The organism is Anaerophaga thermohalophila str. Valhall, assembly GCF_000250735.1.
Taxonomy (GTDB): domain Bacteria; phylum Bacteroidota; class Bacteroidia; order Bacteroidales; family Marinilabiliaceae; genus Anaerophaga; species Anaerophaga thermohalophila_A.
Genome location: NZ_AHZV01000071.1, coordinates 1 through 12626 on the forward strand (window position 1 = coordinate 1; position 12626 = coordinate 12626).

10 protein-coding genes and 1 pseudogene are annotated in these 12626 nt (G+C 43.7%); 10 read left to right on the forward strand and 1 reads right to left on the reverse strand.

Annotation, left to right across the window (positions count from 1 at the left end):
* The first annotated feature begins 410 nt into the window (after window positions 1–410).
* Window positions 411–1070 carry a Crp/Fnr family transcriptional regulator gene (locus OQ5_RS0102985; RefSeq protein ID WP_016776073.1) on the forward strand — a complete coding sequence of 220 codons (660 nt, stop codon included), beginning with the start codon at window positions 411–413 and terminating at the stop codon, window positions 1068–1070.
* Window positions 1071–1172: 102 nt separating this feature from the next.
* Here OQ5_RS0102985 and OQ5_RS0102990 read toward each other — a convergent pair whose 3' ends face one another.
* Window positions 1173–1967 (reverse strand): copper resistance protein NlpE N-terminal domain-containing protein, encoded by a 795-nt coding sequence (locus OQ5_RS0102990; RefSeq protein ID WP_016776074.1) that lies wholly within the window; start codon window positions 1965–1967, stop codon window positions 1173–1175.
* 473 nt (window positions 1968–2440) lie between these two features.
* On the opposite strand from OQ5_RS0102990, the gene OQ5_RS0102995 reads away from it, so the two are divergent.
* From OQ5_RS0102995 to OQ5_RS25370, 9 genes and pseudogenes are all read left to right on the forward strand, one after another.
* The gene (locus OQ5_RS0102995) at window positions 2441–3697 is read left to right on the forward strand and encodes an MFS transporter (RefSeq protein WP_016776075.1); all 1257 of its coding nucleotides are present in this window, start codon (window positions 2441–2443) and stop codon (window positions 3695–3697) included.
* Between the two features lie 526 nt (window positions 3698–4223).
* Window positions 4224–5960 (forward strand): cellulase family glycosylhydrolase, encoded by a 1737-nt coding sequence (locus OQ5_RS0103000; protein WP_026055085.1) that lies wholly within the window; start codon window positions 4224–4226, stop codon window positions 5958–5960.
* A 75-nt stretch (window positions 5961–6035) separates the two neighbouring features.
* Complete coding sequence (gene trhO, locus OQ5_RS0103005; protein ID WP_016776077.1) at window positions 6036–7049, forward strand: oxygen-dependent tRNA uridine(34) hydroxylase TrhO; 1014 nt, start codon at window positions 6036–6038, stop codon at window positions 7047–7049.
* 117 nt (window positions 7050–7166) lie between these two features.
* On the forward strand, window positions 7167–7922 hold the full coding sequence (locus OQ5_RS20080; RefSeq protein WP_255297354.1) for a tRNA dihydrouridine synthase: 756 nt from the start codon (window positions 7167–7169) through the stop codon (window positions 7920–7922).
* Window positions 7903–8211, forward strand: a complete 309-nt coding sequence (locus tag OQ5_RS24115) for a hypothetical protein (RefSeq protein WP_255297355.1) — start codon at window positions 7903–7905, stop codon at window positions 8209–8211. The genes OQ5_RS20080 and OQ5_RS24115 overlap by 20 nt, the downstream gene beginning before the upstream one ends.
* Before the next feature lie 366 nt (window positions 8212–8577).
* Window positions 8578–9021 carry a hypothetical protein gene (locus OQ5_RS0103020; protein WP_016776079.1) on the forward strand — a complete coding sequence of 148 codons (444 nt, stop codon included), beginning with the start codon at window positions 8578–8580 and terminating at the stop codon, window positions 9019–9021.
* A 141-nt stretch (window positions 9022–9162) separates the two neighbouring features.
* Window positions 9163–10344 (forward strand): DEAD/DEAH box helicase, encoded by a 1182-nt coding sequence (locus OQ5_RS25360; protein ID WP_255297356.1) that lies wholly within the window; start codon window positions 9163–9165, stop codon window positions 10342–10344.
* A 38-nt stretch (window positions 10345–10382) separates the two neighbouring features.
* A pseudogene (locus OQ5_RS25365) lies at window positions 10383–11368 on the forward strand (preprotein translocase subunit SecA).
* A 26-nt stretch (window positions 11369–11394) separates the two neighbouring features.
* Window positions 11395–12477 (forward strand): SEC-C metal-binding domain-containing protein, encoded by a 1083-nt coding sequence (locus OQ5_RS25370; protein WP_304362428.1) that lies wholly within the window; start codon window positions 11395–11397, stop codon window positions 12475–12477.
* Window positions 12478–12626 lie beyond the last annotated feature (149 nt).

Here is a 12626-nt window from a genome sequence, read left to right on the forward strand (position 1 = left end):
CATGACAAGGTTTGTCACAAGAGAACATGTATAAACCCCAATCATGCGAGTTCCATCAGACCAATAACTTAGACTAATTTTATACTGATGAAAAGCGATTTGCCGGTCTTTATATAACCGGTTGTAAAAAAAAATTGAAACAGGCTTCTGACTTTTTCAGCAGCCTCTGTAAGCACGCACGAATTAGTGTCTGTCCATAAAGTGCCATTTACTGTGTTACGCTCGTCCGAAAATTACTCGTTTACGATGAGTAAACTCCCTGTTTTCGGACTTCGCAAGCCTTGTAAATGACACTTTCTGAACAGACACATGATAAGTAGGAATCTTTTCCTGCTTTATGGATATGCACTAATTAGATAAATGTAAAGGGAGTTTTAGCGAGATTTTGAGGATAATAAGATTTTTACTTTATGTATCAGCTACTTACGAAGTCACCTTTATTTGCAGGTATAAAGGAAGATGAGATAAAAAAGCTGTTTTCCAGGATTGTTTACCAGGTTCGAAGCTATGCAAAAGGAGAGATTATTGCTTCGGGAGGTGAAGAATGCCGCTCCTTGCAAATCGTGTTTACAGGAAATGTTAAAGGCGAAATGATAGATTATTCAGGCAGGGTACTAAAAATTGAAGATATCCCGCCGCCACGCCCTCTTGCCGTTGCTTTTCTTTTTGGTAAAAATAACCGTTTCCCGGTCACCATTAGTGCTACGGAATATACTGAATTGATTGTTTTACCCAGAAATTCGGTTGTTACCCTCATGCAGTCCAGCGAGACGTTTCTGACTAATTTTTTGAATGCAGTATCGAACCGGGCTCAATTTATTTCCGGAAAACTCCGCTTTCTTTCATTTAAAACACTCAAAGGTAAAATAGCCCATTACCTGATGGAGCTTGACAGTCTTCAAAATAATAACGGACAGGTCGTTTTAAACAAATCTCATGAAGAACTGGCCGAACTGTTCGGAGTGGCACGCCCATCATTGAGCCGCGCTTTACGTGAGCTTCATCACCAGGGAATTATTGAAGCCCGGGGCAGGAATGTCCGCATAATTAACCTCGAGGCATTATTGTAGGATAAAGCGTAAAAGAAACGAGTCCCGATTATTCGGGGCAAGTTCCATCAGACCTTTCTGTTTTGCCTCTTATACGTAGCTCCTGACTTCTGGTAAATCGTGTTATTGTTGAATTGTGAAAACCCCGAGTTGTTCTTTGTTTTGGTTCAATAAAACAAGGGTGTCCCGGCTGAGTGAGTAGTGTTTGCAGCTGTTTAGCACATCCATTAATACTGTTTCTATATGCATTGTTTCACTGCAATACTTTTTGGTTGCACTAAGTTGTGAAAACGTGATCTTCCCTTCTTCATGGATTTCATATCTCCCGAAAAAATTGTTGCATCCGGCAAACCCCGTAATTTTCTTTTCTTGGGAAGAAAATTCCAGAATGATGTTTTCTTTTGCGATAGTATTAACTTTTTCTTTAGGGAGCATAATCAGCTTCTCTAATTGCCATCTCCGCCCAGTTAACGGCCCTTGAATGCTTTGATTTTGTTTTTCTGTATTTTGCTTTCGACGGAGAATGTATTGATCATTCGATTGTGATTCTATTTTATTCCCGTTCTGATCAAGCAACATTAATCCCTCTTTTCGAATGAGGATATAAGTTTTGTTGTAATTGTTGCTTTCCAAAAGGTATTTTCCATTCTTTCCCGTTTTGTGAATGTTTCCACTTTCCTCGATGGGGGCAATTCTTTTGTCGATATAGGAGCGCGACAAATGATATGTTCCATCGCTGTTGATGACAATTGTGGTTTCTATTCCCGGACAATCCAGGCAAGGAAGGGTACCTGAATAAATGCCTGCAGGGAAGTTTGTGTTTTTTTGCGAACTAACGGCACCTGTGGTTCTTGGAGAACATCCCGATAAAACAAGAATGAGTGAAACGGATAAAATAAGAATCGTTTTGCTTTTCATAAATACCTTGTATTTGAATGTTTAACTGTTTATTTCAAATAAATCAATACGTTGTTCTGTTCTTCCAATAAATTGCAAATCAATTGTTTGAGACTAAATAGTGTCTGCCCATAAAGTACCATTTGCTGTGTTACGCTTGTCGCCAAAATACTCATTTACGAAAAGTAAACTCCGTTTTTGGCGGTTTCGCAAGCCTTGCAACTGGTACTTTCTGAACAGACACACATATTGTGAAAATTTTTGTGAGTTTATATTTGTTTTTTATACTTCATATCTCTAACAACCTAACAGCCCTAACAACCCTAACAGCCCTAACAGCCCTAACAACCTGACATCCCTAATCCGGTATAAATTTCGGGCGTTGATATTTCCTGATTATTTAAATGATAGAAGTAATTAATGATAAAAGGTTGCTTCATGAAAAAGTTAAAGAACTCTTATCTTCGCAGATTGTTGCTTAATGCAAAACCTCAATGAATGTTAAGAGACAAATGGCCCGAGACAGCAAAGTAAAAATATCTTTTCAGGCATCGCAACACAATTTTTATGCCTTTTTGTGGCATGCATCGTTGCTGGCTTTTGCCAAGAATTTCATGGATGTGGATACGGTTTTGCCCGCTATGCTTATCGAGTCGGGCGGCAATTCATTTCATGTGGGGATCATGACGGCCATACTTTTGGGAGGGAATCGTTTTGCCCAGCTATTTTTCGCCCCTTATATCAGCAATAAACCGTATAAGAAAAAATTCCTTTTGCTGGGAATTAACTCCCGAATCATTTCTATTCTTGCACTTGGTGGAATTGTCTTTTTTATGCAGGCCAGAGATGCTTCATTGGTTTTGTTGGCCATATTTTTCTTTATATCAGTTTTCGGACTGGGAGGTGCATTTGCCAATGTCAGCTATATGGACATCATTGGAAAGTCGTTGCTGGAAGAGAAACGTAAAACTTTTTTTTCGACCCGGCAGGTACTTTCCGGTGTTATTGTTCTGGTATCGGCATGGCTGGCCAAAAAAGTGCTCGCTTACGAGAGTTATCCTGTCAACTATGCATATATGTTTCTTTCCGGCGGATTCTTTCTTTTGTTGGCTTCTCTTGGATTCTGGAGTCTGAAGGAAGAAGTTGCTTCAAAATTGTCCATTAAAGATACGCGTGGCTTTTTCAGGATAATGCGAAAAGAGATGAGGGAGAACAAACGTTTACCGCACTTTCTGGGATTCATTAACAGCCAGGGAATTACTGTGTCTTTTCTTCCGTTTGTTGTGTTGTATGGGAAAGACTTTCTGGATGCAGGGGGTGCCGACACCGGAAATTTTCTCATTTATAAAGTAGTGGGGATTGTCATTGTTAGTTTGTTGATAGCCCTTGGTGCAAAGAAGGTAAGGTACAATTACCTTTTGTATGGAAATGTTTTGCTTTCTGTTCTTATGGCCGTGATAACGTTAAGCGCCCGGTCAGTAACCGTTTTGCATTATGTATTTCTGGTAGGCGGCATTGTTTTTTCCTTATATAACATCACAATGAACGGGGTATTGCTTGAAGTATCCGGAAAGGAAAACCGCGCCCTGTATGCCGGAATATCCGGAGCAGGCAATATTTTGCCTGTACTTTTTCCCTTGATGGGAGGGTGGCTGATTGATCACCTGGGGTTTCAGAGCTTTGTGGGTGTATTCGTCTTTTTTGCTTTGCTTTCCGTTTATTTCATTTTTAAGATCGATTGCAGAAAGTAGCGGGTTTCAAGATCAGGGCAGAGAGCATGGAGCAGAGAGCATGGGGCATGGGGCATGGAGCATGGGGCAGAGAGCATGGTTCCTGATAATGGAGAAAAGTGATGGGAGAGTAATTCTCTCATTCCCTCATTCTCTCATTCCCTCATTCTTTCAATTGTTTACATAATCAACAGAACGAACATCAACTCTTTCATAATAAAAACTTTGCGTCATTGCGTTTCTGCGTTTAGGCTTTTTTTAACTGACTATTGGATGGATAATTGTTCATTTATTACCAGCTTATTTTTAATTTTATAATGTGTGTTCATGCCTGAAAGAGGTTTTTTGAGTGGACGCAATATTAAAAACTAATGTCGTGTCATGTATAAAATGTCGTATAAGTTGAAACTGATTTTTGCTTTTTTCAAAATAAAAAAAAGCGCGCATAGCCACAGCTACGTAAGCTTTTTATCATGAAGAAAAAACGAAAATCAGTGATGCCTGATGCGATATTTTATGCCTGACACGACACTAACTGTATCAGCCTATGTCACGATTAATTCTAATGGTGTTTATGATGGGCACCTTTCTATCACTTACTGCACAGGAGTACCAGGCCGCGTATGAAATAAATCAACGTCTGGGACGCGGGATAAACATGGGGAACACTTTTGAGGCGCCTGCCGAAGATGCCTGGGGAAATCCGTGGAAGCCTGAATATTTCGGAATCATGGCCGATTTGGGGTTCGATCATGTGAGGCTGCCTATCCGGTGGGAACCCCGTGACCGCAGCATGTCAGAAGCTCCTTATACCATTTCTGCCGACTTTTTGGATAGGATAAAAACTGTAGTTGACAAAGCACTCGAAGAGGGGCTGATGATCATTATTAATATGCACCATCACGAAGCTTTGTATTCCGATCCTGAAGGACAAAAAGAACGATTTCTTTCCCAGTGGTCTCAAATTGCCAAACATTTCAAGGATTATCCTGCAGAGTTGCTGTTCGAGGTCTTGAACGAGCCTCATGGGGATTTGACACCGCAATTATGGAATTCCTTTTTTGCCGATGCGCTTGAGGTGATTCGTGAAACCAATCCCGACCGGGTGGTATTGATGGGAACTGCCAATTATGGTGGCCTGGGAGGCTTACCATATATACAACTGCCTGATGACGAAAACATCATACTGACGGTACATTATTACAACCCTTTTCAGTTTACTCACCAGGGGGCCGATTGGGCTGGCGAAGAATCCGGGAACTGGCTGGGAACCCAATGGCTTGATACTGAGGCTGAAAGGGAAACTGTTAAAAATGAATTTCAAGCATTGCTCAATTTTTCGGAAACCAATAATATTCCGGTACATATTGGCGAATTTGGTGCTTACAGTGAAGCCGATATGGAATCGCGAGTCCGTTGGACCAACTTTCTGGCCCGGTGGTTTGAGCAACAGGGATTTAGTTGGGCCTATTGGGAGTTTAGCGCCGGGTTTGGCATATATAACCCGGATACTGAAGAATTCTATCAACCCTTGGTGGATGCCTTGCTGAACAATCCGATGCCTGAACCAACTCCGGTACAGTATTACGTTGTCTATGAAGCCGATTTTTCGGAAGATGCGGATGGATGGAATTTCTATGTCCAGGAGGGGGCAGCCGGCAACATGGTTCATGAGAATCAGAAGTTGGTGGCCGAGATAGAAACAACCGGAACTGAAGCATGGCATGCACAAATGGTTCGAAACGGAATAAATCTAAAGAAAGGAGAGATGTACCGGCTCTCAATTCTTGCAAGTGCGGGTTCTTCATTAAGTATTCCGGTCTATACAGGGAAGGCTTCATCACCCTGGAATTCTTACAGCGGGACTTTTCAGTTGAATCTGAATGAAAGCCCGGCATGGAGCTCCTTTTCTTTTACTATGTCAGAACCATCCGATGCTAACAGCAGAATTGTTATGGATTTGGGGCTTGTCAACGGATATATTGAACTGGAGCAAGTGAAGCTGGAAAAGGTGTCAATTAATCTTGCTGTTAATTCTCCCAAAGAGGCCGGTATCAGTGTTTTTCCAAATCCGGTGCATGATTTCCTTTTTTTTGTCTCTGAAAATCCTGTAAAAAGAGTGGAGATATTGGATATCTCCGGACGTGTTTTACTGCAAGAATCTTTTTCTGCCCGCCAGGGCGATTTAAATATGACTGATTTCTTCCCTGGTTATTACTTCGCTTTCATTTATTTAGAAAACGGACAGAACGCCTTACAAAAAATCATTGTTTTAAAAAGATGATTTTGTCCGAAATTATTTCTTTTAGTATTTTTGCAACACAATAATCCAACTTGTTGTATTGCAAAAAAAGAAAAAATGCTGCTTCATAATCGCTTGAGCAGGTCTGAACTGGAGGCCCGTCTTCGTTCCGAAAAGTTTAAACGCAAAACACTGTCATTTTATCGTTATGTTGTAATCCCCGATCCACAGGAGATGCGTGACCGATTATATCTGGCATGGGATCGTTTGCGCTGCTACGGGCGTGTTTATGTAGCCCGGGAAGGAATTAATGCTCAAATGAGCATTCCGGAGCACAATGCCGATGCACTTCTTGATCACCTGGAGTCGGTTCCTGAACTTTCCGGAATTCCTGTAAAATGGGCAGTGGAAGACGATGGCAAATCGTTTCTTAAGCTGGTTATAAAAGTCAGACCCAAAATTGTAGCCGACGGACTGGACGATGAAGTTTTTGATGTAACCAATGTTGGAACCCGTTTGTCACCTCTGGAGTTCCATCATTTAGCGGAAAATGATAATGTGGTGGTTGTCGACATGCGGAATAACTATGAGAGCGAGGTAGGGCATTTCAGAAATGCAATTTGTCCCGATGTTCGCACTTTTAGAGAAGAAGTTGAACTGGTTGCAGATCAACTTAAAGACAAAAAAGAGAGAAAAATACTTTTGTATTGCACGGGTGGAGTTCGTTGTGAAAAAGCCAGCGCATGGCTTAGACATCACGGATTCTCAGATGTTAATCAACTTCACGGGGGAGTCATTGCTTATACCCACGAAATACGGGCAGCGGGATTACCATCCAAATTCATCGGTAAGAACTTTGTTTTTGATGAACGACTGGGTGAAAGGGTTACCGAAGATATCATCAGCCGTTGTCATCAGTGTGGAAAATCTTGCGATACTCACGTCAACTGCGCTTATGATCCTTGTCACAAGCTCGTTATTCAATGCGATGAGTGTGCTGAGAAGTATTCTGGTTGTTGCAGTGACGAATGTTATCAGGAGTTCACGCTTCAAACGGGTAGTTTATCCCATCGTCAGGAAAAGGAAAAGGATAAGGTTAAGGATAAGGATAAGGATGCATTGCTTCATTAGCTCCAGGTTAGCAAAGGGTATTGAATTATCAGCTCATCAGTTCATCAGCTCATCAGCTCATCAGCTCATCAGTTCATCAGCTCATCAGTTCATCAGCTCATCAGCTCATCAGCTCATATGTCAGGAAAGGAAAACAACTTCTGGAGAACAACCAAAAGGCCCATAGTGATGCTCGCACCCATGGAAGATGTTACAGATACAGCCTTCCGCGAACTGGTGCTGCACAATACCCGGCCGGGGAATCTGGATGTGGTATTCACTGAGTTCACTTCTACCGACGGATTATGTCATCCCCGGGGACGCGATAATGTGGCCCGGCGTTTGGTAGTGTCGGACACGGAACGACAACTGCTGAAAGATAAAGGGGTGAAGATAGTGGCCCAAATCTGGGGCAACAATCCGGATAAGTATTTCGAGGCTGTGAGATTTCTCGACGAGAACTACGATTTTGACGGCATCGATATTAATATGGGCTGCCCTGTTCGTAATGTGGTTTCACATGGCAGTTGCTCAGCACTGATTGACCATGAACCGCTTGCTTCCGAAATTATCAAAGCCGCACGTGAAGCAACCTCTTTGCCCGTCAGCGTGAAAACCCGAATCGGATTTAAGAAAGTGGATACCGAACGCTGGATGAATTTTTTGCTCCGTCAGCCTTTGGATGGGATAATCCTTCACGGCAGAATTCAAAAGCAGATGTCGAAAGGAGAGGCCGACTGGGATGAGATCGCCAAAGCGTCGGCTATACGCGATGAGGTAGCCCCTGATGTTCCGATTATTGGCAACGGAGATGTTTTCTCACTTGAAGATATTCAGGAGCGTTGCTACCTTTACAAAACCGATGGTGTTATGATTGGCCGCGGCATTTTTTGAAAATCCCTGGATGTTTGAGACCTCTTTGTCAGACCTTGATATCGGGAAAAGACTTAATACTCTCCTGAAACATCTTCAACTTTATGAAGCAGCCTGGGGCAATTCTCGTCCGTTTCCCATCCTGAAACGCTTTTTTAAAATCTACGTTTCCGGTTTTCACGGGGCTGCCGAATTGCGAAAGGAATTAATGGAAACCAAGAGTTTTGAGGAGGCCCGGAGGGCTGTGGAGAGGTGCAAGGTGCAGGGTACAAGGTGCAGGGGGCATGAAGCTGAGAGCATGGGGCGTTGAGTATAGCCGCAGAGCGGCGAAAGACCGGTAGTAAAATAGTGAACAAAATCAACTCACGAGCTGCGGAGCTGCGGCAGAGATGATGGATGGTATTTCATCTGTCACCGCTCCGCAGCTGTTTGCTGTATGAATTGATTTTTTCTACCACTCTGTCACCGCTCCGTGGTTCGTGTAAATTCCACCAACTTCTGCCTTCTGCCTTCTGCCTTAAAACCTGCCCACTCTTCCTAACTCCCTGATATGCCCGATATGGTTCAAACCCTATGTGGTTCAATTCAACCCCTCAATGTTAAAATTCGCTGAATACCCCCGGTAATTGTAAAAAAATTAACATCTTTACGCTCCAAAACAGAGAAAAATCTTATTGTGCGAAACTATTCGGAAATAGGATGTTTGACCCTGCTGGGAGTAACGCTTACGGTTTACGTGGCCGTGGGTACTTATCAGTCTCATGAAGACTGGTCCCGGAGGCCGGAGAAAAAGATTTCGGCCGAAGAGATGTTCAAAGCCATCAAAGAGGGAAGCGGGAAGCATTATTTTGTAAAGGTTTCCACTCCGTCTGTTTTGCCCGGAGAATGCAATAAATCATTTGACGGGTTTTCTACCATCAGCATTTCTGCATTGTCAGAAATATCAGTTTTACCTGAGATTTTACCTGATCCGGTATTGTTTAGTCTTCCCGAACGTTTCGGATCGGGGTTGTTTTTGACAGGTTTCACGGATAAAAACTACTTATCACCAGAGCAGGATTACCTTAATGCCGGGTTTTATCTCTCTCGCGAAATTCGGGCAGGACCCCGTTTGGCCTGATTATTCTTTCCTGATGCTTCCGTTATCGGATTTGTGGCATTTATAAATGGCATAAATTCTGCATTTCACTGGAAGTTTGATTCAATTTTTTTGTTTTAAAAAAATAATTATTAATAATATATGTCTGCATTTAACCAGATAATGACAAAACTGTTCGGCAGCAAATATGAACGGGACCAGAAAGAAATACTCCCGGTTGTGGAACAGATAAAAGCAGTTACTCCCGAGTTGGAGGAACTTTCGAATGATGAACTCCGTGCTCGTACACTTAAACTTAAAGCAACCATACAGGAAGCTGTTAAGTCGGAGCAGACCAAAATTGATGAACTGAAACAACGGGCCGAAACGGAAAAGCTTTCCATTGATGAGCGAGAGGCAATCTACGATGAAGTTGACAAGATAGAAGACGAAATTACCGAAAAACTCAATGGCGTTCTCGATGATATCCTTCCCGAAGCTTTTGCTATTGTGAAAGATACAGCCCGGCGATTCAAAGAAAATGAAACCATTGAAGTTACCGCCACTGATTTCGATCGGGAACTGGCTGCTGTAAAAGATTTTGTTGAGATAAAAGGAGAAAAAGCCATTTATTACAATTCGTGGCAGGCAGGCGGAACTGAAATCGTCTGGGATATGGTGCACTACGATGTACAGCTTTTCGGGGGAGTGGTTCTTCACCAGGGAAAAATTGCCGAGATGGCCACCGGTGAAGGTAAAACGCTTGTTGCTACTTTGCCGGTATTCCTCAATGCGCTGACCGGGCGAGGTGTGCATCTGGTAACTGTGAACGATTACCTGGCCAAAAGGGACTCCGAATGGATGGGCCCCATCTACCAGTTTCACGGATTGAGCGTGGATTGCATAGATAAGCATCAGCCCAATTCCGAAGAACGCAGAAAGGCCTATAAAGCGGATGTTACTTATGGTACAAACAATGAGTTTGGTTTTGATTACCTGCGCGATAATATGGCCATTTCGCCAAAAGATTTGGTGCAGCGAACACATAACTATGCCATCGTTGATGAGGTAGACTCCGTATTGATCGACGATGCCCGTACGCCTTTGATCATTTCCGGTCCGGTTCCCGATAAGGGAGCCGACGAACTGTTTATGGAGTTCCGTCCCAAGGTTGAAAAACTTTTTGAAGCTCAAAGGGCTTTGGTGACCAAAATTCTTGCCGAGGCCAAACAGAAACTCAAATCGGACGACCCAAAAGTGCAGGACGAAGGGTCGCTTTTATTATTGCGTGCCTATAAAGGTCTTCCTAAAAACAAGCCGCTCATCAAATTCCTGAGTGAGCAGGGGGTAAAACCCGCATGTTGAAGACAGAAAACTTCTACATGCAGGAGAATAACAAAAATATGCACATCGTTACCGATCCCCTTTATTTCGTGATCGATGAGAAAACCAATTCGGTGCAGATGACTGAAAAGGGTATCGACCTGATTACTGGTACCAGCGACGATTCCAATTTTTTTGTATTGCCCGATATAGGTTCTGAAATTGCTGCGCTCGAAAAGGATGCTTCACTCAGTGAGCAGGAAAAAATTGCCAAAAAGGATGAAATTCTTCAGAACTATGCGGTAAAATCGGAGCGTGTTCACACCGTTAACCAGCTTTTGAAGGCGTATGCCATGTTCGAAAAGGATGTGGAATATGTGGTGATGGACAACAAGGTAAAGATTGTTGACGAACAGACCGGCCGTATCATGGAAGGTCGCCGCTATTCCGACGGTTTGCACCAGGCCATCGAGGCCAAGGAGCGTGTTAAGGTTGAGGCTGCCACCCAGACTTATGCCACTATAACTTTGCAGAATTACTTCCGGATGTACAATAAGCTGGCCGGTATGACCGGTACTGCAGAAACAGAGGCCGGAGAATTCTGGGACATTTACAAGCTCGATGTGGTGGTTATTCCTACAAACAGGCCGGTTGTCAGGAAGGATTATGAAGACCTGGTGTACAAAACCACACGGGAAAAGTATAATGCGGTCATTGAAGAAATAATGAACCTCGTCAATGCCGGCCGTCCGGTATTGGTTGGTACTACATCGGTTGAAGTTTCGGAGTTGCTGAGCCGGATGCTTAAGATTCGGGGCATTAAGCACAATGTTTTGAATGCCAAACAGCACCAGCGCGAGGCCGAAATTGTGGCCGATGCAGGTAAAAAGGTGTTGTTACCATTGCTACGAATATGGCCGGCCGGGGTACTGACATCAAGCTGTCGCAGGAAGTACGTGAAGCCGGTGGTCTGGCTATCGTGGGTACCGAGCGGCACGAGTCACGAAGAGTAGACCGCCAGTTGCGGGGTCGTGCCGGTCGCCAGGGTGACCCCGGGTTTCACTAGTTTTTTGTTCGCTCGAAGACAACCTGATGCGCTTGTTTGGCTCCGACCGTATTGTGAAATACATGGACCGCATGGGCATTAAAGAGGGAGAAGTGATTCAGCACCGTATGATTACCCGGAGTATTGAACGGGCACAAAAGAAAGTGGAAGAAAATAATTTTGGTATTCGTAAACGGTTGCTCGAATACGACGATGTGATGAACTCGCAGCGTGAGGTTATTTATACCAAACGCCGTCATGCTCTTTACGGGGAGCGAATCCAGGTGGATATCTCCAATATGATGACGGATACTTGCGATGCGATTGTGGCTGAATATCAGCAGAACAACGATTTCGAAGGCTTTAAGATGGAACTGGTTCGTACCTTCTCTGCCGATTCTCCCTTCGAAAATGAAGAATTCATGAAGTCCAAAATTGAAGACCTGGCCGATCGTCTGCACAGAAAAGTTTGGGACAGCTATCAGCGTCGGATGGAGACAATTTCACGACAGGCTTATCCTGTGATTAAGGATGTGTATGAAAACAAAGGACAGATATACGAAAATATTGTTGTTCCCATCTCGGATGGTCAACGTGTTTATCAGATAACAACCAATCTTAAGGAGGCTTATGAAAGTGAAGGCGCCGGCCTGGCAAAATCTTTTTCCAAGGCCATTTTACTGTTGACCATCGACGAGGCCTGGAAAGAGCATCTTCGTGAACTGGACGACCTGAAGCAGGCTGTTCAGAATGCTTCATACGAGCAAAAAGACCCATTGCTGATCTACAAGTTTGAATCGTTCAATCTCTTTAAAAGTATGGTTGATCAGATCAATCGTAAGGTGGTATCGGCACTTGCCAAAGCACATATTCCCATCCGCGATGCCAGTCAGGTAAGACAGGCCGAAGAGCGCAAACGGCAGGATCTGGGCCGACTGAAGATGCAAAAGGATGATGTGCCCGGTGCCGGTATTCCCGGAGGAATCCCCGGTGGTGCACAACAGGGTACTGCCACTAAAGAAAAGCAAAAGGTTCAGCCGGTACGTGTCGAGAAAAAGGTGGGACGAAACGATCCCTGTCCCTGCGGAAGCGGTAAAAAGTATAAGCATTGTCACGGTAAAAATGCATGAGCAGCTTAATCTGGCATAACCTGAACTATCCTGGCTAAGGCTGAGGTTAAGGTTAAGGTTAAGGCTGAGGCTGAGAATGCACCACAGAGAATCATGCAGAAGGCAGAAGGCAGAAGGCAGAAGGCAGAAGGCAGAAGGCAGAAGGCAGA